Annotated in this window: 18 protein-coding genes and 2 pseudogenes; 18 read left to right on the top strand and 2 right to left on the bottom strand. The window is 63.4% G+C overall.

Annotated elements, in window-relative coordinates; genetic code table 11:
- Window positions 1-24 precede the first annotated feature (24 nt).
- Window positions 25-1461: an RNA polymerase factor sigma-54 gene (gene rpoN / locus NKJ15_RS14705; RefSeq protein WP_352815929.1), complete on the bottom strand. Its 1437-nt coding sequence runs from the start codon at window positions 1459-1461 to the stop codon at window positions 25-27.
- 69 nt (window positions 1462-1530) lie between these two features.
- Window positions 1531-2064 (bottom strand): peroxiredoxin, encoded by a 534-nt coding sequence (locus NKJ15_RS14700; RefSeq protein WP_352466644.1) that lies wholly within the window; start codon window positions 2062-2064, stop codon window positions 1531-1533.
- Window positions 2065-3708: 1644 nt separating this feature from the next.
- On the opposite strand from NKJ15_RS14700, the gene NKJ15_RS14695 reads away from it, so the two are divergent.
- From NKJ15_RS14695 to nifX, 18 genes and pseudogenes are all read left to right on the top strand, one after another.
- Window positions 3709-4911 carry a cytochrome P450 gene (locus tag NKJ15_RS14695; protein WP_352815927.1) on the top strand — a complete coding sequence of 401 codons (1203 nt, stop codon included), beginning with the start codon at window positions 3709-3711 and terminating at the stop codon, window positions 4909-4911.
- A gap of 91 nt (window positions 4912-5002) precedes the next feature.
- A complete protein-coding gene (locus tag NKJ15_RS14690; RefSeq protein WP_352815925.1) occupies window positions 5003-6295 on the top strand; it encodes a cytochrome P450 in 1293 nt (430 codons plus the stop codon).
- A pseudogene (locus NKJ15_RS14685) lies at window positions 6279-6422 on the top strand (ferredoxin); the annotation flags it as partial. The gene NKJ15_RS14690 and the pseudogene NKJ15_RS14685, both read left to right, overlap by 17 nt.
- Window positions 6423-6590: 168 nt before the next feature.
- Window positions 6591-7433, top strand: coding sequence for an SDR family oxidoreductase (locus tag NKJ15_RS14680; RefSeq protein ID WP_352816024.1), 843 nt, complete (start codon window positions 6591-6593; stop codon window positions 7431-7433).
- Window positions 7433-8776 carry a cytochrome P450 gene (locus NKJ15_RS14675; protein ID WP_352815923.1) on the top strand — a complete coding sequence of 448 codons (1344 nt, stop codon included), beginning with the start codon at window positions 7433-7435 and terminating at the stop codon, window positions 8774-8776. The genes NKJ15_RS14680 and NKJ15_RS14675 overlap by 1 nt, the downstream gene beginning before the upstream one ends.
- A 157-nt stretch (window positions 8777-8933) precedes the next feature.
- Window positions 8934-9932, top strand: a complete 999-nt coding sequence (locus NKJ15_RS14670; protein WP_352816022.1) for a polyprenyl synthetase family protein — start codon at window positions 8934-8936, stop codon at window positions 9930-9932.
- 144 nt (window positions 9933-10076) lie between these two features.
- Window positions 10077-11627, top strand: coding sequence for a hypothetical protein (locus NKJ15_RS14665; RefSeq protein WP_352815921.1), 1551 nt, complete (start codon window positions 10077-10079; stop codon window positions 11625-11627).
- Entirely contained in the window at window positions 11624-12526 is a 903-nt protein-coding gene (locus tag NKJ15_RS14660; protein ID WP_352815919.1) for a terpene synthase family protein, read from the top strand. Before NKJ15_RS14665 ends, NKJ15_RS14660 begins: the two co-directional genes overlap by 4 nt.
- A gap of 85 nt (window positions 12527-12611) precedes the next feature.
- Window positions 12612-13658 (top strand): type 2 isopentenyl-diphosphate Delta-isomerase, encoded by a 1047-nt coding sequence (gene fni, locus NKJ15_RS14655; RefSeq protein ID WP_352815917.1) that lies wholly within the window; start codon window positions 12612-12614, stop codon window positions 13656-13658.
- A gap of 315 nt (window positions 13659-13973) precedes the next feature.
- A pseudogene (locus NKJ15_RS14645) lies at window positions 13974-14165 on the top strand (hypothetical protein); the annotation flags it as partial.
- A 488-nt stretch (window positions 14166-14653) separates the two neighbouring features.
- The gene (locus tag NKJ15_RS14640) at window positions 14654-14983 is read left to right on the top strand and encodes a helix-turn-helix domain-containing protein (protein ID WP_352615419.1); all 330 of its coding nucleotides are present in this window, start codon (window positions 14654-14656) and stop codon (window positions 14981-14983) included.
- Entirely contained in the window at window positions 14958-16214 is a 1257-nt protein-coding gene (locus NKJ15_RS14635) for a type II toxin-antitoxin system HipA family toxin (RefSeq protein ID WP_352815915.1), read from the top strand. Before NKJ15_RS14640 ends, NKJ15_RS14635 begins: the two co-directional genes overlap by 26 nt.
- Before the next feature lie 480 nt (window positions 16215-16694).
- A complete protein-coding gene (nifH, locus tag NKJ15_RS14630; protein ID WP_023801970.1) occupies window positions 16695-17588 on the top strand; it encodes a nitrogenase iron protein in 894 nt (297 codons plus the stop codon).
- Between the two features lie 94 nt (window positions 17589-17682).
- The gene (nifD, locus tag NKJ15_RS14625) at window positions 17683-19185 is read left to right on the top strand and encodes a nitrogenase molybdenum-iron protein alpha chain (protein WP_352815913.1); all 1503 of its coding nucleotides are present in this window, start codon (window positions 17683-17685) and stop codon (window positions 19183-19185) included.
- A gap of 126 nt (window positions 19186-19311) precedes the next feature.
- Window positions 19312-20853 (top strand): nitrogenase molybdenum-iron protein subunit beta, encoded by a 1542-nt coding sequence (gene nifK, locus NKJ15_RS14620; RefSeq protein ID WP_352815911.1) that lies wholly within the window; start codon window positions 19312-19314, stop codon window positions 20851-20853.
- A gap of 57 nt (window positions 20854-20910) precedes the next feature.
- Complete coding sequence (gene nifE / locus NKJ15_RS14615) at window positions 20911-22401, top strand: nitrogenase iron-molybdenum cofactor biosynthesis protein NifE (protein ID WP_352815909.1); 1491 nt, start codon at window positions 20911-20913, stop codon at window positions 22399-22401.
- A gap of 9 nt (window positions 22402-22410) precedes the next feature.
- Window positions 22411-23793, top strand: a complete 1383-nt coding sequence (nifN, locus tag NKJ15_RS14610; protein ID WP_352815907.1) for a nitrogenase iron-molybdenum cofactor biosynthesis protein NifN — start codon at window positions 22411-22413, stop codon at window positions 23791-23793.
- Window positions 23759-24256, top strand: coding sequence for a nitrogen fixation protein NifX (gene nifX, locus NKJ15_RS14605; RefSeq protein WP_352815905.1), 498 nt, complete (start codon window positions 23759-23761; stop codon window positions 24254-24256). Before nifN ends, nifX begins: the two co-directional genes overlap by 35 nt.
- Window positions 24257-24263 lie beyond the last annotated feature (7 nt).

The raw sequence follows: 24263 nt of genomic DNA, 5'->3' as shown, positions 1-24263 counted from the left end.
GATGTTGGCTGCCTTGACCCAAATTTAAAAACACAAGCGCATTTCCCGGCGGCGTTGCACGGAGGAGGGGATGTTCATTGCTTCGCGATATTTTGTGACGGTGCGGCGCGCAACATCGATGCCGGTTTCCTTCAGCCGGGCAGCGATGTCCTCATCGGAAAGCACGTCGCCGTGAGATTCTGCGGCAATCATCGCTTTGATCCGATGGCGGACAGCTTCGGCGGAGTGCGCATCGCCGCCTTGGCAAGACGCGATCGCAACGGTGAAAAAATACTTCAGTTCAAAGACGCCGCGCGGGGTAAGCATGTACTTGTTCGAGGTCACCCGGCTTACCGTCGACTCGTGCACGCCGATCGCGTCAGCGACGGTTCTGAGATTGAGAGGCCGCAGGTGGGCGACGCCATGTTCCAAAAAGGCATCCTGCTGACGCACGATTTCAGCCGCAACCTTAACGATGGTCTTGGCGCGCTGATCGAGGCTGCGGATTAGCCAGTTCGCGTTTTGCAAGCATTCGTCGAGAAATGCTTTATCCCTCGCACTTTGGGCAGTTTGACGCGAGACTTCGGCATAGTAGCTTTGGTTGATCAGCAGCTTTGGCAGCGTGGCGGGATCGAGTTCGATCTGCCACCCGCCTTGCGGTGAGGGCGTGACCCAGACGTCGGGTATGATTGATTCAGACGCACCGGATTGGAATCGGTTCCCAGGCTTGGGATCGAGCGCCCGAATCTCATGCATCATGTCGAGAAGGTCTTCTTCATCTACGCCGCAATGCTGCTTCAGTGCCTCAAAATCGCGCCGCGCAAGCATTTCAAGATGGGCGACCAAAGCTGCCATTGCCGGGTCGAACCGGTCTCGCTGGCGCAACTGGATCTCGAGGCATTCTCTGAGAGTTCGCGCAAAAATTCCCGGTGGATCAAAGTGCTGCAAGGTTCCGAGAACCCGTTCCACAACAGCCTCACGGACATTCAGGCTCTCGGCCAACTCCAAAAGGTTTGCCCGAAGATAGCCAGTGTCTTCCAGATCGGCGGCAAGCTGGCCAGCGATCAGCCGCTCCTGTGGTGTGAACGCAGTGAGGGCGATCTGACGCGCGACATGGTCGTGCAATGTTTCGGCGAGGGTGGCAAACTCGTCGAGGGAAGGGCCATTACCCGGCGCGTTGTTGGTCGTGTTGCGAAGTGATTTCCATTGCCCGAGCCGTTCAGGCGACCCGCCCCCGGTCGGTCCGTCAACGGCGTTTGCGCGTGGGCCGATAGGCTGATCCGCTCCCGAACTCGAAACATCGCCAAAAGGCCCGCCATCGTTTGACGCAGATTCCAAGAGCGGGTTCTTCTCGATTTCCCGCTCCACGAACTGATGCAGTTCAGTATGCGCCAGTTGCAGCAAGCGAATCGACTCAATGAGTTGAGGCGATGCGACCATGGATTGCTTCTGGCGCTGAAGCAGGCTTGCTGAGGATTGCATGGTGAGCGCGATAATCCTATCGATGAGCCTCTTGGGGTGGGTAATGGCACGAGTGAGACGTTTTCTAGGTCATGCGGCGGCCTTCAGCGTTTCGAGAACGTTTTGCGGGGATGAGACGCCATAGGGGTCGGCCTCGCAGTTGTCGGAGAAACCTTCCTCCTCGAACCACTGCTCCACCACGCCATTGTTGATCAGGGCGGCGTAGCGCCAGGAGCGCATCCCGAAGCCGAGATTGTCCTTGGCGACCAGCATGCCCATTTTGCGTGTGAACTCGCCTGAGCCATCGGGGATGAGCTCGACCTTCTGCAGGCCCAAGGACTTCCCCCACGCATTCATGACGAAGGCATCGTTGACGGAGACGCAGTAAATCGCGTCAATTCCCTCCTTCTCAAACTCATCATAGAGCTCTTCGAAATTGGGCAGTTGGTAGGTCGAGCAGGTCGGAGTGAAAGCGCCAGGCAGCGAGAACAGGATCACGCGCTTGCCGGCAAAGTAGTCGTCAGATGTCTTTTCTTCCCAGCGATATGGATTTGGCCCCTGGACTGACTCATCGCGAACTCGCGTGAGAAAGGTGACGAAGGGAACCTTCTTTTGAACGGTCATCAATTTGCTCCTCAAGAAAAAACTGGCGCGCTGGATTTCGGCTGGGGCTGGCGCAATACCGAGCAAAGGCTCGTATGCCGGGCACGAAATGAGGACCTCGCGGCTCGCAACCTCCTTTTTCCATCCCGCTGTATGGGAACGTCTTGGCTGCTGGTCTTCGCCACCCGAACGCCATCGATCTGAGCGAGCTGGAGGCCGTCGAGCCGCTTGGTTCCCACGGCTATGGCGCCGGAAGCGGGATCGGTCACTCGCGATCGTGCGTTTGGAAAAGGGATAGCGGCCGGAAGTAGCCAATATCGCAAGCATGTGGGGGCCTGAAATGTCACTTCACGCAGACTCGGGTCACTGGACTGGTTCAGCGTGTTGTCGATATGTGGCAGTGACCCGCCGGCCTTGGCTTGGGTGACCCTTTGACGGGGCTCTTGGGCACTCACATGCTGAACAGAACCGGTAAACGGCATTTGCGCGAGCGGCCCGTGTTGGCGTGCCGGCATCGGACCAGCCATGCGCAAAGCGGCCACCGAGAACGGCCTTCCGGAGGAGACGATGTCCCGATGTTCAGCGGGAACGGGCATCGTCTCCTCAGGCCACTGTCTAGAGCTTCGTCTGTCAGGCATGGCGCAAGTCGCTTTCATCGTGATTTGATGGGCTCTAACCAGGAGCAGCAAGCGGCGTGCCATTTCAAATAGAGGTGCTGTTGGACCGCCCCCTTCTTCTCGGAGGCCGTGTCTTAGAAGATCGGGCGCGCGCTATACCGCCTCGTCACACAGGCAACAACGATGCTGTATCGTGCGGATATTCGGCGCTTCAGCCCCGGCTGGGCAAAGAAGAACCGGAAGCGGAGCCGATGCACTACCTGAGGCTGGCGGGCACTCCAGTCATTGCGTAGCGTGTGCCGCTAGCGTTCATGGGTGCGCAGGCCCGGCTATCGCGAACACGCGCCTGTCGCAGCAACATGAGCGCGCGCTCTTGGGCAGGCGCCCTGGCGCCGTGAGGATCGAATTCCCAATCGTGTCTGTTTGCCGCCCTCTTATGTTCGAAACTGGACCAGAATGTCGCAAGCCCGACCTAATGGTCGCCCGAGGCGTTCTGTCCGACACCGTTCCGTCGCCTTTGTTGGCCCGCGACACCGGCCTATTTCGCCTAGCTCTTCTCTGGCCTCAGGCTAGGCCGCTGAGAAGCTGCCACAATTTTTTTCTGCTGCGGCCAAATTGGCACGAGATTTGAAGCACCTTCGTTGCGGGCCGGGAGCCGCCGACCGACTTTCATTTCGTGGATGACACGAATGGAACGAAGAAAGAAAAGCAAAATGTCAAATCCGCGTCGGATAGCGTCTATGGGCAGGGGGCCCTCGGCGAAACCGCCCCTACCAAAAAGCGCGCCGCCCTTGTCGACCCTTGCGCAGGAAATCTTGGCCGGCGGCGAGTCAAAGGCCCACCACACCGACTTTATCCTGACCTCGAAGGTGCAGGATAACGTTCTGCATCTCGCCGCGCGATGTGCCTAGACAATTACGCGTTAGCCGATCTTGAATAATCGGTCTGCCTTCGGACGACGCCGTCTACATGCCGTCTTAGGTCTTCGTTGCCGCAGCGCCCGCCGGTCACCTTCCGCCCTTCCATCGCTATAGAGTGAAGTGCCACCATGTCCGAACAATCCTTGCCGACGCTGCCGATGTGGCGCGTCGATCACATCGAGCCCTCGCCCGAGATGCTGGCGCTACGCGCCAACGGTCCGATCCACCGCGTGCGCTTCCCGTCCGGGCACGAAGGCTGGTGGGTGACAGGCTACGACGAAGCCAAGGCGGTGCTGTCCGACGCGGCGTTCCGGCCCTCCGGAATGCCGCCGGCGGCATTCACGCCGGATTCGGTGATGCTCGGTTCGCCGGGGTGGCTGGTCTCGCACGAGGGGGGCGAGCATGCCCGGTTACGCACTATCGTGGCGCCGGCCTTCAGCAACGGCAGGGTGAAGCTGCTCGCGCAGCAGGTTGAGGCGATCGCCGCGCAGTTGTTCGAGACGCTGGCGGCCCAGCCCCAGCCCGCCGATCTGCGGCGCCACCTCTCCTTTCCGCTTCCGGCCATGGTCATTGGCGCGCTGATGGGCGTGCTTTACGAGGATCACGCCTTTTTCGCCGGGCTGTCCGACGAGGTGATGACGCACCAGCATGAAAGCGGCCCGCGAAGCGCGTCGCGCTTGGCCTGGGAAGAACTGCGCGCCTACATTCGCGGCAAGATGCGGGACAAGCGCCAGGATCCGGGCGACAACGTGCTGACGGATCTGCTCGCGGCGGTCGACCAGGGCAAGGCGACCGAGGAAGAGGCGATCGGCCTGGCGGCGGGCATGCTGGTGGCGGGGCACGAGAGCACCGTGGCGCAGATCGAATTCGGCCTGCTGGCCATGTTCCGCCATCCGCAACAGCGCGAACGCCTGGTGGGCGATCCATCCCTGGTGGACAAGGCGGTGGAGGAAATCCTGCGCATGTACCCGCCGGGCGCCGGCTGGGACGGAATCATGCGCTATCCGAGGACCGACGTGACCATCGCGGGCGTGGATATTCCTGCGGAGAGCAAGGTGCTTGTCGGCCTGCCGGCGACGTCGTTCGATGCGCGCCATTTCGACGACCCGGAAATCTTCGACATCGGACGCGACGAAAACCCGCACCTGGCGTTCTCCTACGGGCCGCACAACTGCATCGGCTTGGCGCTGGCCAGGCTGGAACTCAAGGCGGTGTTCGGTTCGATCTTCCAGCGCTTTCCCGCGCTGCGCCTGGCCGTGGCGCCCGAAGAACTGAAGTTGCGCAAGGAGATCATCACTGGCGGGTTCGAGGAGTTCCCGGTGCTCTGGTGATGCGCGGACGCCACCAGGAACGCGATGTTCTCCGAATTGCCGGCGCGCCTGCCGCGCGCCGATCAGATCAGCTAGCCAACAGGTGACCAAGATGGACGTGCAAGAAGCCACGGCAGCATGCCCGGACGCCTTCGCCGAACTGGCGTCGCCAGCGTGCATTCAGGACCCGTACCCATTCATGCGGTGGTTGCGCGAGCACGATCCGGTACATCGCGCGGCGTCGGGCCTCTTTCTGTTGAGCCGCCACGCCGACATCTACTGGGCGCTCAAGGCCACGGGCGATGCTTTTCGGGGACCGGCGCCGGGCGAACTGGCGCGCTATTTCTTCCCGCGTGCGGCGACCAGCCTGTCACTCAATCTGCTGGCGTCCACGCTAGCGATGAAGGATCCACCGACGCATACGCGTCTGCGCCGGCTGATCTCGCGCGATTTCACCATGCGCCAGATCGACAACCTGCGGCCGAGCATCGCGCGCATCGTCGCAGCGCGCCTGGACGGCATGGCGCCCGCGCTGGAGCGCGGGGAGGCGGTGGACCTGCATCGGGAATTCGCGCTGGCCTTGCCCATGCTGGTTTTCGGCGAACTGTTCGGCATGCCCCCGGACGACATTCTCGGGCTCGTCACCGGCATCAGCGCCATTCTGGAAGGCCTGAGCCCGCACGCCAGCGATCCCCAACTCGCTGCGGGGGACGCGGCCAGCGCCAGGGTGCAGGCCTACTTCGGCGACCTCATACAGCGCAAGCGCACCGATTCCCGCCACGACATCGTGTCAATGCTGGTCGGCGCACACGACGACGATGCCGAGATGCTGTCGGATGCGGAATTGATCAGCATGCTCTGGGGCATGCTGCTGGGCGGCTTCGCCACCACTGCCGCGGCCATCGGCCATGCGGTCCTGACGATGCTGGCGTATCCCGAACAGCGGCACTGGCTGAAGGGAGATGCCGTGGGGGTGAAGGCATTCGTCGAAGAAGCCCTGCGCTACGACGCTCCCGCCATGTTCAGCTCCATTCCGCGTATCGCCCAGCGCGACATCGAACTGGGCGGCGTGGTGATCCCGAAGAACGCGGACGTGCGCGTGCTGATCGCGGCCGGCAATCGCGACCCCGACGCCTTCGCCGATCCCGACCGCTTTGATCCCGTGCGGTTCTACGGCACGAGTCCTGGCATGTCGATCGACGGGAAGATCATGCTGACCTTCGGCCACGGCATCCACTTCTGCCTGGGTGCGCAACTGGCCCGAGTGCAGTTGGCCGAGAGCCTGCCGCGGATCCAGGCGCGCTTCCCCACGCTGGCATTGGCCGAGCAGCCGACCCGGGAGCCCTCCGCGTTCCTTAGGACGTTCCGCGCGCTGCCGGTGCGGCTGCATGGGCAGGAGGGCTGAGATGCGCGTCCTGGTCGATCAGGATCTGTGCGGAACTACCGGGCAGTGCGTGCTGACGCTGCCGGGCACCTTTCGCCAGCGCGAACCGGACGGCGTGGCCGAAGTGTGCGTGGCGACGGTCCCGCAGGCGCTGCACGCCGCCGTGCGGCTTGCGGCCAACCAGTGCCCGGTCGCCGCCATTCGGGTCATCGAAAGCGACGCTGGCCATGACGAGCGCGCCAGCGCCGACCCTGCGCCTTCTCCGGCGGAGGCCGAGCGGCATGCCGCGAAAGACCAATGCAATTCAGGAGACACGATGGGACGGTTTGAAGGCAAGGTGGCCGTGGTGACCGGCGCCGGGGCCGGCATCGGCAAGGCATGCGCTCTCGCCATCGCGCGCGGGGGCGGCAGAGTGGTGGTGGCCGACATTGATGGCTCGGCGGCCATCGCCTGCACCGCGCAGATCGCGGCCGAAGCAGGCCACGCGCTGCCCATAGCCATGGATATCGCCGATGAGCAGGCGGTGGCAGCGCTGTTCGAGACGGCGGAGCGGCACTTCGGGGGGGTCGACCTGCTGGTGAACAATGCGAGCGCCATGCATCTGACCCCGCGCGACCGCGCGATCCTCGACCTGGACCTGGCAGTCTGGGACCAGACCATGGCGACCAATCTGCGCGGCACGCTGCTCTGCTGCCGGCAGGCCATTCCACGGATGATCGCCCGCGGCGGTGGCGCGATCGTCAACATGTCGTCGTGCCAGGGGCTCAGCGGTGATACCGCGCAGACGTCCTACGCCGCGTCGAAGGCGGCGATGAACATGCTCTCGGCTTCGCTCGCCACCCAATACGGTCATGCGCAGATCCGCTGTAACGCCGTTGCGCCGGGTCTCGTCATGACCGAGCGTCTCCTCGCCAAGCTGGACGAGTGCATGCAACGGCATCTGCGCCGGCACCAGCTCCTGCAGCGCGTCGGCCGCCCCGAGGACGTGGCCGCGCTCGTGGCGTTCCTGCTCTCCGACGATGCTGCGTTCATCACCGGCCAGGTCGTGTGCATCGACGGCGGCATGCTGGCGCATGTGCCGACATACGCCGACGGTGGCAACAGCCGCGCCGCGCGCCCTGCCGGCGACACCGAATCGGCGGCGGCGGCGCGCTGCTGATGGACATGCTGCTCAACCCACTCAACCGTCGGCACCGGCTGCGATGCGACATCCCGGTCATGCCTGGCGCTTTCCCCCTGGTCGGGCATCTTCCCGCCATTGTCTGCGACCTGCCGCGCCTGCTGCAGCGCGCAGAACGGTCGCTGGGCAGCCACTTCTGGCTGGATTTCGGCCCTGCCGGACATCTGATGACCTGTGTGGATCCGGACGCGTTCTCACTGCTCAAGCACAAGGACGTGTCCTCGGCGCTGATCGAAGAGATCGCGCCCGAATTGCTTGGCGGAACGTTGGTTGCCCTGGACGGCGGCGCGCACCGGCAGGCGCGCGATGCCATCAAGGCAGCGTTCTTGCCCAAGGGGCTGACCCAGGCCGGGATCGGCGACCTGTTCGCGCCCGTCATCCGGGCGCGGGTGCAGGCATGGCGCGCCCGCGGCGAGGTAACCATCCTGCGCGAAACCGGCGACCTGATGCTCAAGCTCATCTTCAGCCTCATGGGAATCCCCGCGCAGGACCTGCCGGGATGGCAACGCAAATACCGGCAACTGCTGCAGTTGATCGTCGCGCCCCCGGTCGACCTGCCCGGACTGCCCTTGCGGCGAGGCCGCGCCGCCCGCGACTGGATCGACGCGCAGTTGCGCCAGTTCGTCCGCGACGCGCGCGCGCATGCCGCGCGCACCGGGTTGATCAACGACATGGTGAGCGCCTTCGACCGCAGCGACGATGCGCTTTCCGATGACGTCCTGGTCGCCAATATCCGCTTGCTGCTGCTTGCCGGTCACGACACCACTGCCTCGACGATGGCCTGGATGGTGATCGAGCTGGCGCGGCAGCCTGTGCTGTGGGACGCCCTGGTCGAGGAGGCGCAACGCGTGGGCGCGGTGCCGACCCGGCACGCGGACCTGGCGCAGTGTCCGGTCGCCGAGGCGCTGTTCCGCGAGACGCTGCGCCTGCATCCGGCGACCACGCTCCTGCCGCGTCGCGCGCTGCAGGGATTGCAACTCGGCCAACGGCGCATCCCCGCGGGCACCCATCTGTGCATCCCGCTGCTGCATTTCTCGACCTCGGCGCTGCTGCACGAGGCGCCTGATCAGTTCCGCTTGGCGCGGTGGCTGCAACGCACGGAGCCGATCCGGCCGGTGGACATGCTGCAGTTCGGTACCGGCCCACACGTCTGCATCGGCTACCACCTGGTATGGCTGGAAATGGTGCAGTTCTGCATCGCGTTGGCGCTGATCATGCACAAGGCCGGGGTGCGGCCGCGGTTGCTGAGCGGCGTCGAAAAAGGCCGGCGCTATTACCCGACCGCACATCCGTCCATGGCAATCCGCATAGGCTTCTCATGAGCTGGCATCGCATGCCCCGTGTGGCGAGGCAGCGGCGGCGCCGGCGAGGCTCGGCATTGCTGCACTCAGCGCACGCGTTCGATGCGACGCCGGCAACACCGCGGCGGCTTGGCGCTCGCCGTGGCCATCTCGTGTCAGGTACAAGGACATGAAAAACATGCAGACCGGTTCCACGCTACACGACGACCGAACTGGCGTTTCCGCGCTCGGCGGATTGGGCGCGCAGGCGCGCGGCGCATCCGGCAGGCTGCTGCCGGAGATCTGGATGCAGGACGGCGCAAAGCGGGTCGAACAGGCGCTGGCGCGTCTTCTCTGCGCCGAAGACGACGGTGAGACCGAGCTGATGGCGGCGATGCGCTACGCCACCTTGCATGGCGGGAAGCGCACCCGCGCCTTGCTCTGTCTGGCTGCCGGCGCGCTGGCCGACACGCCGGCGCACATGCTCGACGACGTCGGCGCCGCCATCGAGATGATGCACGCCTGTACCCTGGTCCACGACGACCTGCCCGCGATGGACGACGACGTGCTTCGCCGCGGCCTTCCGACCGTGCACGTCAAGTTCGGCGAAGCCACTGCGATCCTGGTCGGCGATGCGCTGCAGGCGCACGCCTTCCTGACCCTGGCGAGCCTGGATGCGCCGGGCGACAACCGTATCGCGCTCGTGCGCGAACTGGCGCAGGCCGTGTCCGCCGAGGGTGCCGCAGGCGGGCAGGCCATGGATCTGTCGCTGGTCGGAAAGCACGCCGAGCTGGACAGGATCGTGGCGATGCACCGGATGAAGAGCGGAGCGCTAGTGCGCGCGTCCGTTCGCATGGGCGCGCTATGCTCCATCGCGGAGGATGCCGCGCACGCTGCGCTGTACTGTGCGCTCGATCGGTACACCGCCTGTTTCGGCCTGGCGTTGCAGGTGATCGACGACATTCTCGACGCGACAGCGGATACCGCCACGCTGGGCAAGACCCCCGGCAAGGACGCGGCGGCGCAGAAGCCGACCTGCGCGTCGATCATGGGGCTGCAGGCAGCGCGCCAGTTCGCGCTGGATTTGTTGCGCGACGCCGGGGAAGCCATTGCCCCGCTGGGGTCGCGTGCGGAACGGTTGGCGCAGATACTGCAGCGGGCCAACGGGTATCTGTTCAAGCACGCGCCATGCGCATGAGCGCGCGTCCGCATGGACTCGCCCCTGTGCTGCTGCGATCGGCCGGCGGGCGGTGCACCTGCACTGTGTCCGAACCGGCGGCTACGTGCGCGGCGTCTGCCCGATCCTAGTTCTCGTCAACCGTCTGCAGAAGGAACATCCCGCGTGAACGCGCTGTCCGAACAGATCCTTTCCGAATTGCGCCACCTGCTGAGCGAGATGAGCGACGGCGGCAGCGTCGGTCCGTCCGTCTACGACACGGCGCGAGCTCTGCAGTTCCACGGCAACGTCACCGGTCGGCAGGACGCATACGCGTGGCTGATCGCGCAGCAACAGGCCGATGGCGGATGGGGAAGCGCGGACTTCCCGCTGTTCCGCCATGCGCCCACGTGGGCGGCGTTGCTGGCATTGCAGCGTGCCGATCCTCTTCCCGGCGCTGCCGACGCAGTCCAGGCTGCAACCCGGTTCCTCGAGCGCCAGCCCGATCCCTACGCGCATGCGGTGCCGGAAGACGCGCCGATCGGCGCGGAGCTGATCCTGCCGCAGTTGTGCGGCGAGGCCGCATCCTTGCTGGGCGGGGTGGCGTTTCCGCGCCACCCGGCGCTGTTGCCGTTGCGGCAAGCGTGCCTGGTCAAGCTGCGGGCGGTGGCGCCGTTGCCGAGCGGCCATCCGTTGCTGCACTCCTGGGAAGCCTGGGGGACGTCGCCGACCACCGCATGCCCGGATGACGACGGCAGCATCGGCATCAGTCCGGCGGCCACCGCCGCGTGGCGTGCGCACGCCGTGACACAGGGAAGCACGCCGCAGGTCGGGCGCGCCGACGCGTATCTACAGGCGGCATCGCGGGCGACGCGCAGCGGCATCGAAGGTGTCTTTCCCAACGTCTGGCCGATCAATGTATTCGAGCCATGCTGGTCGCTGTACACCCTGCATCTGGCCGGTCTGTTCGCGCATCCCGCGCTCGCCGAGGCGGTGCAAGTGATCGTCGCGCAACTCGACGCCCGCCTGGGCGTGCGCGGTCTGGGCCCGGCCTTGCACTTCGCGGCCGATGCGGACGATACCGCCGTTGCGATGTGCGTCCTGCGCCTTGCAGGCCGCGACCCGGCGGTCGATGCGTTGCGCCATTTCGAAATCGGCGAGCTGTTCGTCACCTTCCCCGGCGAGCGCAATGCCTCGGTCTCGACCAATATCCATGCCCTGCATGCGTTGCGAATGTTGGGAAAGCCGGCCGCCGGCACCAGCGCCTACGTCGAGGCCAATCGCAACCCGCATGGTCTATGGGACAACGAAAAATGGCACATTTCGTGGCTGTATCCCACCGCGCATGCGGTCGCTGCGCTGGCCCAAGGCAAGCCCCAGTGGCGCGACGAGCGCGCGCTGGCGGCGCTCATGCAGGCGCAGCGCGACGACGGCGGCTGGGGCGCCGGTCGCGCGTCCACATTCGAGGAAACCGCCTATGCGCTGTTCGCGTTGCACGCGATGGACGGGAGCGAAGAGCCGACAGGGCGCCGGCGCATCGGGCAGGCGGTGGCGCGTGCGCTGGAGTGGATGCTCGCCCGCCGTGCGGCGCATGCATTGCCGCAGACGCCGCTGTGGATCGGCAAGGAACTGTATTGCCCCACCCGGGTGGTGCGCGTGGCCGAACTCGCCGGGTTGTGGCTGGCGCTTCGTTGGGGGCGGCGCGTCCTGGCCGAGAGAGCAGGAGCGGCGCCATGATCCAGACCGAACGCGCGCTGCAGCAGGTGCTGGAGTGGGGGCGTTCCCTGACCGGGTTCGCCGACGAGCATGCCGTGGAAGCAGTCAGGGGCGGCCAGTACATCCTGCAGCGCATCCACCCGAGCCTGCGCGACACCAGCGCCCGCACCGGCCGCGATCCGCAGGACGAAACGCTCATCATGGCGTTCTATCGCGAACTGGCGCTGCTGTTCTGGCTCGACGATTGCAACGACCTTGGCCTGATCGCGCCGGAGCAGCTCGCCGCGGTGGAGCAGGCGCTGGGGCAGGGCGGGCCGTGCGCGCTCCCCGGATTCGAGGGCTGCGCTGTGCTGCGCGCTTCGCTGGCCGCGCTCGCCTACGATCGTCGCGACTATGCTCAGCTTCTCGACGATACCCGGTGCTACTGCGCGGCGCTGCGCGCCGGACACGCGCAGGCGGCAGGGGCGGAACGCTGGTCCTACGCCGAGTACCTGCACAACGGCATCGATTCGATCGCCTACACGAACGTGTTCTGTTGCCTGTCGTTGCTGTGGGGACTGGACATGGCGACCTTGCGCGCGGGTCCGGCGTTTCGCCAGATCCTGCGGCTCATCTCCGCGATAGGGCGCTTGCAGAACGATCTGCATGGACGCGAAAAGGATAGATCGGCCGGCGAGGCCGACAACGCGGCGATCCTGCTGCTGCAGCTCTATCCGGCTATGCCTGTGCTGGAGTTCCTCAACGACGAGCTGGCCGGCCATACGCGCATGCTGCACCGGGTGATGGCGGAAGAACGCTTTCCCGCGCCGTGGGGATCGTTGATCGAGGCCATGTTGGCCATCCGCGCGCACTACTACCAGACCTCAACCAGCCGCTACCGCAGCGACGCTGCGGGCGGAGGCCAGCGTGCGCCGGCCTGAACGCGGGGGAGGCGGCGGCGTGCGCGCGCTGCCGTCGGTCCGACCCGACGCAACGCCGTCGCCCGATGCGGCGGAAGGAGCGAGCATGGGCGACACCAACTTGAGCCGGCGCAAGGACGACCACCTGGACATCGTGCTCAAGCGGCGAACGGCGCCGGCCAAGGCCGCCGGCTGGGAGTACATCCGTTTCGAACACTGCGCATTGCCCGAGTTGGACCTGACGCAGATCAACCTCAGCGCCTCGCTGCTGGGCAAGATCATGCGCGCGCCGCTGCTGATCAGCTCCATGACCGGCGGTATGCCACGCGCCGAGGCCATTAACCGCCATCTGAGCGAGGCAGCGCAAGCCTTGGGGATCGCCATGTGCGTCGGTTCGCAGCGCGTGAGCCTGCAATCCCGCAACTCCCAGGGGCTGACGCGCGCGCTGCGCCGCCTGGCCCCAGACGTTCCCTTGCTGGCCAATATCGGCGCCGCGCAACTGCGCGAGGCCGACGGCCTGGACCTCGCGCGCCGGGCGGTGGATGCACTAGAGGCCGATGGACTCATCGTCCATCTCAATCCGCTGCAGGAAGCGGTACAGCCGGAGGGCGACCGCGACTGGCGCGGCGTCCTGGCGCAGATCGCTCGCGCCGCGCGCAGCGTGGGCGTGCCGATCGTGGCCAAGGAAGTGGGCTCGGGCCTGTCCGCCTCGGTGGCCTGTGCGCTCGTCGAGGCGGGCGTGGCGGTGATCGATGTCGCCGGCGCCGGCGGCACCAGTTGGGCCGCGGTGGAGGGCGAGCGCGCCCGCGATGCCGCCGACCGCGCAGTGGCGATGGCGTTCGCCGATTGGGGGATTCCGACCCCGGCCAGCGTGCAGGCGGTACGTCGGGCGCTGCCAGCGGTGAAGCTGATCGCGTCTGGCGGGATCAGCGACGGCGTCGACGTGGCCAAGGCCATCCGCCTGGGCGCGGACATCGCCGGGCAGGCGGCCGGCGTGCTGCGCGCGGCTACGGTATCCACCGAGGCGGTTGTCGCGCATTTCGAGATCGTTATCCGCCAGTTGGCCGTCGCCTGCTTCTGCACCGGCTCGGCTGATCTGGCGGCGTTGCGTCAGGCGCGCTTGTTGCCCTCGGCGCATCTGCCCGCCGGTTGATGCCGGCGTCGCCCGCACGTGGCGGCGGGCGCCTAGTCTTACTGAGTCCGAAAGTCGCGTTACCTATGGAAAGCGCTACCGGGCTGGGCTTCGCCGTCGCCACCACTCTCGCCGAGTCGGCGGTGAACTCAGTCGTCGGGAAACGTATGGTCAAGAAGCAGCAGATGCGCTGGTCACTTCACGGTGCGCATATGCTCGTGCAGGTCCGGGCGGCGGAGATCAAGGGCGAACTTCGCAACCGGCTGCGGGCGCCTTTCCGACAGCCAGAACTGGACGGGCCTCCAATAGCCTACGCGGCTTTGCGTCTATCTCAGCCGCGCTGTCGATTATGTCCGCAGCCAGGGCATCGATATTCCCGCCGATTTGCTCTCCCAGGTCGCACCGCTTCCTTGGGCTCATATCGCACTCACCGGAGACTATCTCTGGAACGAAATTGACCGACCCCTCGAACGCTTCAGGCCGATCCGCGCTAACCGCCTCAATCCAAACAATTTCGAATTCCCTTAGCGGGTATTATTGTAGAATGCCCACGGAGCCCCGGTTACAGGCAGCCCGCGAACGCGGGCGAAAGGATGGACGCCGTCCGAAACTAAAGCCCTATCAGCGCTCCGAAATCATCGGCATGTTAATGAAGGCCGTCCGGCAGCTGAAATCGCTCCTCTCTTTCGCGTTTATAGGGCCACCGTCGGGCGCATCGGCGCCGAGGCCAAAATAGCCGTTCGCTATGTTCTTTCAGTTGGCCGTTTTCGCAGCGAACGTACGCACCGGGCCCATTCGGTAGAACCCCGGTGGGCGGTGGCCGTAGCAGCTGTTCTTGGAGGAACGCCATTCGCTGTGCCGCGCTAAAGGCTCGGAGATCCTCAATGAAGGATTGATCTGTTTGCATATCATTATCTCCATATATGATACGCGAACAGATCATAGATTTTGACTTGCTCGCTGGAATGAGATACCTTTGCGTATCATCGCGCATTGGAATAGATCGTATAGGTATCATGACGGACTCTGAATCGGAAATTCTGCGCGAAATCGGTCGGCTTTTCAGGCAGGCGAGGCTGGCCGCTGCCATGACGCAGGAGCAGGTCGCTGATTTGGCGGGTATATCCCGTCCCCGCTATCGCGACATCGAAAAGGGAGCCGCAGCGGCGCGTGCGACGACGCTCATGAATATCGCTCGCGCACTCGGTCTGGAAATGATGATGGTTCCGCAAGTCATGGTGCCGGCTGTCCAGGCTCTATTGCGTCCGAATGATGATGACGATCGACCCGCCTTTGTTCCTCAACCTGACGATGACGATCATGGCTCCAGTTTTTCGCGCAGCTAAGACAATCCCGTCGCTGGACGTGCTCTTGAACGCACTGAAGGTCGGCACAATCGTTAGGACGCCGGGCGATTTCAATGCATTCAACTTCGATGAGGCCTACCGCGCGACGGGCGGCTTTCCGGTTTTCAGCCTGTCGTTCCGGGCAGCGACGGGAGGATTGCGGAAAGATCCGAAGCCTCTGGCGGGCGCCTTGCCCGCTTTCTTCGCGAACCTCCTGCCGGAGGAGAAATTGCGCGAGGCGATGGAAAAGCACCACGAAGGCAATGTGCGGCCAGGCAATGATTTCGATCTTTTAGCGGCGCTGGGCGCCGATCTGCCGGGAGCCGTACGGGCGTTGCCCAGTGACGGCGCGATAGCGGTTTCGCAGGATGCTTCAAAGGATAAGCCCAAGGCACGGTTCTCACTTGCCGGCGTGCAGATGAAGCTGTCGGTCATGAAGAACACTGGAAAAGGCGTCGGCCTGACCTTGCCGATAGACGACGAGCAGGGCCGGTACATCGCCAAGTTCCCTTCGACGGCCTTTCCGGGCGTTTCCGAGAACGAATTCGCCAACCTGGCGCTGGCTGCAGCAATCGGCATGGAGGTTCCTGAATGCGAACTGGTCGAGAAGTCCGATTTTGAGGGCGTTCCCGAAGAATTCAACACGCTGTCGGAGGGCAAGGTACTTCTCGTCAAACGCTTCGATCGCGGCGCCGATGGCGAGAGGATACACATCGAGGATTTCGCTCAGGTCTTCGGTGTCTATCCCTCGCGCAAATATGAGGGGGCCGCTTATCACGACATAGCCGTGGCCCTTGGCGTGGCCGTCTCGCCTACGGCGGCTCTCGAATTCGTCCGCCGCCTGGTGCTGACGGTCATCACCGGCAATGGCGACATGCACCTGAAGAACTGGTCTTTGATTTATCCCGGTAACGGCGACAAGCCGGTGCTTGCACCAATCTACGACGTTCTGTCGACCGTGCCATATATTCCCGCCGACGCCATGGCGCTTTCGCTTGGAGGGGAGCGCTCGTTCAAGGCGCTAGCAGCACCGCGATGGAAAGCATTTGCGAACCGTGGAAGGCTTCCGGAGCCGGCAGTCCTGAAGGCAGTGGTCGAGACCGTCGAACTCGTCAACGAGCACTGGTGGCATCTGCCTGAGCGCGACGTTGTCGCGGCGAAAGTGATCGAGCGGATCGACGAACATGTGAAGGCGATGACGCCGATACTGAACTCCTGCGCCGATAAGTGAGCCGAGTCCCCTTGGGTTGGTGATATGGCGGAATTATCGCCCGTGGCCCCGGATGGATGGCCGTGGATCGATGGTATCCCAGCGTGGCGCGCAAGATTCCGCGCAGTGTCGATGAGGACACGCGAGACCAAGCACGTCAGCTCGCCGGAACAGTAGAGTTCGCAGTATCCCGCAATTATGCAAGAGGGTCGAGATGCTGTTCGCCCACCTCAACGATGCGGTTCGAACGAATGCGGTGACTGAGGATCGCGATCCGACGCTTTGTGTCGCCATTGTCGGGTCCGCTACACGGCTTGTTCCGACGATCCTTTCTTTGGCCTCAAGCTAAATCCCTGAAAAGCAACCATGAAATTATTCTTCGGTTCGATCAGCCAAATTGGCACGAGTCTTGAGATCCTTGGGTGCGAGGCGGCGACAGCTGCCCGACCGGCATTCATGTCGCGGCAGCCGCGATGAATGGAACGAAGGAAGGAAAGCTACATGTCAGGTTTGCGTCAGATCGCCTTTTACGGCAAGGGCGGCATCGGCAAGTCCACCACCTCCCAAAATACGCTCGCCGCCCTTGTCGACCTCGGGCAGAGAATCCTCATCGTCGGCTGCGACCCCAAAGCCGACTCCACCCGCCTGATCCTGAACGCGAAGGCGCAGGATACAGTCCTGCACCTCGCGGCAGAGGAAGGTTCGGTGGAAGACCTGGAACTCGCGGACGTGCTCAAGGTGGGCTACAAAGGCATCAAATGCGTGGAGTCGGGCGGCCCTGAGCCGGGTGTCGGCTGCGCCGGCCGCGGCGTGATCACCTCGATCAACTTCCTCGAGGAGAACGGTGCCTACGACGATGTCGACTATGTCTCCTACGACGTGCTCGGGGATGTGGTGTGCGGCGGTTTCGCGATGCCGATCCGCGAGAACAAGGCCCAGGAAATCTATATCGTCATGTCCGGCGAGATGATGGCGCTCTATGCCGCCAACAACATCGCCAAGGGCATCCTGAAATACGCCCATTCGGGTGGCGTGCGGCTCGGCGGCCTGATCTGCAACGAGCGCCAAACCGACCGCGAGCTCGACCTCGCCGAAGCGCTGGCCTCCAGGCTCAATTCCAAGCTCATCCACTTCGTGCCGCGCGACAATATCGTCCAGCACGCCGAGCTCAGGAAGATGTCTGTGATCCAGTATGCGCCGGACTCCAAGCAGGCCGGGGAATACAGGGCGCTGGCCGAGAAGATCCATGCCAATTCGGGCCAAGGCACCATCCCGACCCCGATCACCATGGAGGAGCTCGAAGACATGCTGCTCGACTTCGGCATCATGAAGACCGACGAGCAGATGCTTGCCGAGCTTCAGGTCAAGGAAGCGGCGAAGGCGGCCGCACAGTAACGATCGCTACTGAGGGCGCGGCCTGACCTGGCGCGCCTTTCAAAGAACGGCGCCTCGTCGGTGAGGCGTCACCCTGAACCTTGAAAGGGGTCCCATGAGCCTGGAATACGAGAATGACGGCGCCCTCCATGCGAAGCTTATCGAGGAGGTGCTGTCGCAATATCCTGACAAGGCGGCGAAGCGCCGAAGAAAGCACCTCAGCGTCGCAAAGAGCGGCGACGAGGCTGGCGAGAAAAGCGAGGTCCTTTCCGAATGCGAGGTCAAATCGAACATCAAGTCCATCCCCGGGGTGATGACGATTCGCGGCTGCGCCTATGCCGGCTCGAAAGGCGTGGTGTGGGGTCCAGTCAAGGATATGGTTCATATCTCGCACGGCCCGGTCGGCTGCGGGCAATATTCCTGGTCGCAACGCCGCAACTACTACGTCGGCACGACCGGCATCGACACGTTCGTCACAATGCAGTTCACCTCCGATTTCCAGGAGAAGGACATTGTTTTTGGTGGCGACAAGAAGCTGGAACGGATCATCGACGAGATCGAGGAACTGTTTCCGCTGAACAAGGGCATGAGTGTGCAATCCGAATGCCCGATCGGCCTGATTGGCGACGACACCGAAGCGGTGTCCCGCAACAAGGCCAAGGAGCACGAAAAGACGATTGTGCCGGTACGCTGCGAGGGCTTCCGCGGCGTCTCGCAATCGCTCGGCCACCACATCGCCAACGACGCGATCCGCGACTGGGTGTTCGAGAAGAAGGACGTCGAGTTCGAGGCCGGCCCGTACGATGTCAATGTGATCGGCGACTACAATATCGGCGGCGACGCCTGGGCTTCGCGCATTCTGCTCGAGGAGATGGGCCTGCGCGTGGTCGGCAACTGGTCGGGCGACGCTACGCTGGCCGAAATAGAGCGCGCGCCGAAGGCCAAGCTCAATCTCATCCATTGCTACAGGTCGATGAACTACATCTGCCGGCATATGGAGGAAAAATATGGCATCGCCTGGATGGAGTACAATTTCTTCGGCCCCTCCCAGACCGAAGCCTCTCTGCGCAAGATAGCCAAGCATTTCGGGCCGGAAATCGAGGCCAAGGCCGAGGCGGTCATCGCCAAATACCGGCCGTTGGTCGATGCCGTCATCGCGAAGTACCGGCCGCGCCTCGAAGGCAGGACGGTGATGCTCTATGTCGGCGGGCTGCGCCCCCGTCACGTCGTCACGGCATATGAGGATCTGGGCATGGTGATCGTCGGCACTGGCTATGAATTTGGCCATAACGACGACTATCAGCGTACCGGCCATTACGTGAAGAAGGGCACGCTGATCTATGACGACGTGACTGGTTACGAGCTGGAGAAGTTCATCGAGGGGATCCGTCCTGATCTCGTTGGCTCCGGCATTAAAGAAAAGTACCCGGTCCAGAAGATGGGCATACCGTTCCGTCAAATGCATTCCTGGGATTATTCCGGCCCGTATCACGGCTACGACGGCTTCGCCATCTTCGCCCGCGACATGGATCTGGCCATCAACAACCCGGTCTGGAACCTCTACGACGCCCCCTGGAAGAAAAAAGCCGAGCCGTCGGCGGCGATCGCAGCCGAATGAAAACCTGGCCTCCTGGAAGCCGGGAGGCCGTTGAACGCCTGTGGCCCTTTGTCCGCGGGAGACCTGAAACGTTTCGACGTCCCTGTGCCGCCGTATGGCGGGCCAGATGGAAAGAGGTAACCACCCATGCCGCAGTCGGCTGAAAAAGTTCTCGACCACGCGCCCCTGTTCCGCGAGCCGGAATACAGGCAGATGCTCGCCGAGAAGAGGCTGAATTTCGAATGTCCTCACCCGGACCAGATCGTTACCGACCAACGCGAATTCACCAAGACGTGGGAATACCGCGAAAAGAACCTTGCTCGCGAAGCGCTTGTCGTGAATCCCGCCAAGGCCTGCCAGCCGCTTGGCGCGGTGTTCGCGGCCGCGGGCTTCGAGCGAACCATGTCCTTCGTCCACGGCAGCCAGGGCTGCGTGGCCTATTACCGCTCGCACCTGTCGCGCCATTTCAAGGAGCCTGCTTCGGCAGTTTCCTCCTCGATGACCGAGGACGCGGCAGTGTTCGGTGGCCTGAAGAACATGGTTGACGGGCTCGCCAACACGTACCAACTCTACGACCCGAAGATGATCGCCGTCTCGACCACTTGTATGGCCGAGGTCATTGGCGACGACCTGCACAGCTTCATCGAGAACGCCAAGGACGAAGGCTCGGTCCCGCGCGACTTCGACGTGCCCTTCGCCCACACGCCGGCCTTCGTCGGTAGTCATGTCGACGGCTATGACGTAACGGTCAAGGGCATTTTGGAGCACTTCTGGAAAGGCGAGGAGCGCACGGAAGCCGAGGGAACCATCAACATCATTCCGGGTTTCGACGGCTTTTGCGTGGGCAACAACCGGGAACTCAAGCGCCTGCTCGATCTGATAGGCGTGTCCTATACCTTCATCCAAGACGCCTCTGACCAGTTCGACACGCCGTCGGACGGCGAATACCGCATGTACGACGGCGGCACGAAGATCGAAGACGTGAGGAAGGCACTCAACGCCGAGGCGACACTTTCGCTACAGCATTACAATACCCGAAAAACACTGGAGTATTGCGAGGGGGTAGGGCAGGCGACTGCCTCGTTCCGTTACCCGCTCGGAGTCCAGGCGACCGACGACTTCCTGATGGAGGTCTCCGCGATTTCCGGCAAGCAAATCCCCGAGTCAATCCGCCTGGAGCGCGGCCGACTTGTTGACGCCATGGCGGACAGCCAATCCTGGCTGCACGGTAAGAAATACGCCATCTACGGCGATCCAGACTTTGTCTACGCCATGGCCCGCTTCATCATGGAGACGGGCGGCGAGCCGACCCATTGCCTCGCCACCAATGGCACCTCGGCCTGGGAAGCGGAGTTGAAGGAACTGCTTGCATCCTCGCCCTTCGGCAAGGATGCTCAAGTCTGGGCGGGCAAGGACCTCTGGGCGATGCGCTCGCTGCTCTTCACCGAGCCGGTGGACCTGCTGATCGGCAACTCCTATGGCAAGTATCTGGAGCGCGACACCGGCACGCCGCTGATCCGGCTGGCGTTTCCGATCTTCGACCGCCACCATCACCATCGCTTTGCGCTCATGGGCTACCAAGGCGGGTTGCGCGTACTGACGACGATCCTCGACAAGATCTTTGACAAGCTCGATCGGGAGACAAGCGAGACGGGCGTGACCGACTATTCGTATGACCTCACCCGCTAAGAGTGGCGGCCGGCTTTTGGCCGGTCTTCTTCCCGAGGGACTTTGGAGACCGACGCAATGTTCTTGCTCAGAGCCAAAATCCAGGATGCCTTTAACGAGCCTGCCTGCGAGGAGAACCGCGGCAAGGATGCCAAGGCGCGCAAAAAGGGCTGTTCGAAGCCACTAACCCCCGGGGCGGCGGCCGGCGGCTGTGCCTTTGATGGCGCCAAAATCGTGCTGCAGCCGATCACCGACGTTGCGCATTTGATCCATGCGCCCCTCGCCTGCGAGGGTAATTCCTGGGACAACCGCGGTGCGGCTTCGTCCGGGCCAACGCTGTGGCGCACGAGCTTCACGACCGACCTCACTGAACTCGACGTGGTGATGGGGCAGGGCGAGCGGAAGCTTTTCAAAGCGATCCGCGAGATCAAGGAAGCGTATGGGCCGCCGGCGATCTTCGTCTATCCGACCTGCGTGACGGCGCTGATCGGCGACGACATCGAGGCCGTCTGCAGGCGTGCGGCGGAAAAGTTCGGCCTACCGGTGGTGCCGGTCAATGCGCCGGGCTTCGTCGGCTCCAAGAATCTCGGCAACAAGCTTGCCGGCGAGGCTTTGCTCGAGCATGTCATCGGCACGGCCGAGCCAGACGATGCCGGCCCTTACGACATCAACATCCTTGGCGAATTCAACCTCTCAGGCGAATTCTGGCTGGTGAAGCCGCTGCTGGATCGGCTCGGCATCCGGGTGCGCGCTTGCATCCCGGGTGACGCGCGTTACTTCGACATTGCCTGCGCCCACCGCGCCCGGGCGGCTATGATGGTGTGCTCGACCGCGCTCATCAATCTCGCCCGCAAGATGGAGCAGCGCTGGGGCATCCCGTTTTTCGAGGGCTCCTTCTACGGCATCACCGACACCTCGGAAGCGCTCCGACAGATATCTCAGCTGCTCGTGAAGAAGGGTGCCGATCCGAAGATCCTCGGCCGCACCGAGTTATTGATTGCCAAGGAAGAGGCGATCGCTTGGAAGAAGCTCACGGCCTACCGGCCGAGGCTCGAAGGCAAGCGCGTGCTGCTCAACACCGGCGGTGTGAAGTCCTGGTCCGTCGTTCATGCGCTGATGGAGATCGGCATCGAGATCGTCGGCACCTCGGTCAAGAAGTCGACGGTCGAAGACAAGGAGCGCATCAAGCAGATACTCAAGGACGACAACCACATATTCGAGCAGATGGCAGCGCGCGAGCTTTACGCGATGCTCTCAGAACACAAGGCGGATATCATGCTGTCGGGCGGGCGCACGCAGTTCATCGCGCTGAAGGCCAAGACACCCTGGCTCGATATCAACCAGGAGCGCCAACACCCTTACGCCGGCTATGACGGCATGGTGGAACTCGTACGCCAGATCGACCTCGCCATTCATAACCCGATCTGGCGCCAGGTGCGGGAGCCGGCACCATGGGATTGCCAGCCTGCGGTGAGGGAGGAACTGCCGCGCACGAAAAGCGAGACCGCGACCTTGCATGCTGTCCAGGAATTCGCCGGCACGACGGCCTACGATTTCGGCGAGTGTTGAGGAAAGCCGATGGTCCGCATCCTTCCCCAGACCAAAGCGGCGGCGGTCAATCCGCTGAAGTCATCGCAGCCGCTGGGTGCCGCCTTGGCCTTTCTTGGCGTCGACGGCGCGATGCCGTTGTTCCACGGCAGCCAGGGGTGCACCAGCTTCGCGCTCGTGCTCTTCGTGCGGCATTTCAAGGAAGCCATCCCCCTGCAGACAACGGCGATGGACGAGGTGGCGACGATCCTCGGCGGGGCAGACCATCTCGAAGAGGCGATCCTCAACCTCAAGGCCCGCACAAAGCCAACGCTGATCGGGGTCTGCACGACGGCGCTGGTGGAAACCCGGGGCGAAGACTGCGCAGGAGATATCGCCAATATCAGGCTGAAGCGCACGGAAGAACTCGCGGGTACGGAGGTGGTGCTAGCCAACACACCGGATTTCGACGGCGCGATCGAAGAGGGCTGGGCCAAGGCTGTCACCGCGATGATCGAAAGGATTACACGGCCCGGCGAGCAGGCGCGGCAGTCGAAGAAGATCGTGATCCTGCCTGGCTGGAACCTCACTGTGGCTGATATCCAGCATTTGCGTGAGATGGTTGAAAGCTTTGGACTGAAGCCCTTGATTCTGCCGGACGTCTCCGGCTCGCTCGACGGTACGGTGCCCGACCGCTGGGTCACGACCACCTATGGCGGCACCAGTGTCGAGGATATCCGTGAGCTTGGCACGGCGGAGCAATGCATCGTCATCGGTGAGCATATGCGCCGCCCGGCCGAGCTGCTGCAGAGGTTGACGGGCGTGCCTTACGTGCTGTTCCGGTCGCTGACTGGATTGGAGGACGCCGATCGGTTCGTCTCGCTGCTGTCCACGGTTTCGGGCGCGGCGGCGCCGGCTCGGGTGCGCCGTCGCCGGGCGCAGTTGCAGGACGCGTTGCTCGACGGACATTTCCACTTTGGAGGCAAGAAAATTGCGATCGCTGCTGAACCAGACCAACTCTACCAATTCGCGAGCTTCTTCATCGGCATGGGCTCCGAAATCGCGGCGGCGGTCACCACGACCGACATGTCGAAAATTTTGGAGGAAGTACCGGCGCAGTCGGTTCAGATCGGCGATCTCGGCGATTTGGAAGCTCTTGGCGCCGGCGCTGATCTTCTCGTCACTCATTCCCACGGCCGACAGGCGGCGCAGCGCCTCGGCATTCCGCTCATGCGGGTCGGCTTCCCGATCTTCGACCGGCTCGGCAGCCAGCACAAGCTCACAATCCTCTACCAGGGGACCCGCGACCTGATCTTCGAGGTTGCCAACATTTTTGAAGCCAACCGGCACGCGCCGACGCCTGAGGCGCTTGATCCACTCCGTAAGCGAGAAATGCCAGATGAGCTCCGTTCGTCGCCTCTCGCTCGTCACTGACGAGGTTCACGCACCGAAGCCGGAACGCCAAGCCGGCGCATTGCGCGTGGCGATCGCCACGCAGGACATGAAGAACCTCAACGCCCATTTCGGTTCGGCCAGGCGCTTTGCTGTCTACGACGTGACGCGCGAGGAGTGGAATCTCGTCGAGGCCGTGGCCTTCGATGACATTTCCGACGAGAGCGGGAAGCACCGAACTGAGGGCGACGACCGCATCACCCCGAAGGTGGAGGCGCTGAAGGGATGTCATCTCCTGTTTTGTCTGGCGATCGGCGGACCTTCGGCAGCCAAGGTTGTTTCGGCAAAAATTCATCCGATCAAAGTGCCGCAGACCCAAACCATCCAAGAGGTGCTGTTGCGCACGCAGATGATGCTCAGGACGTGTCCTCCCCCTTGGCTGCGCAAGGTGCTCGCGCAGGCAGGTGTCGCCGTACAGAAACCGTCCTTCGAGGACGAGGACTGAAATGAGG

The organism is Mesorhizobium sp. M0207, assembly GCF_040321995.1.
In the GTDB taxonomy this organism is placed as follows: Bacteria; Pseudomonadota; Alphaproteobacteria; order Rhizobiales; family Rhizobiaceae; genus Mesorhizobium.
The sequence above is the reverse complement of the archived record's forward strand: the minus strand, read 5'-3'. Positions and strand labels throughout refer to the sequence as shown.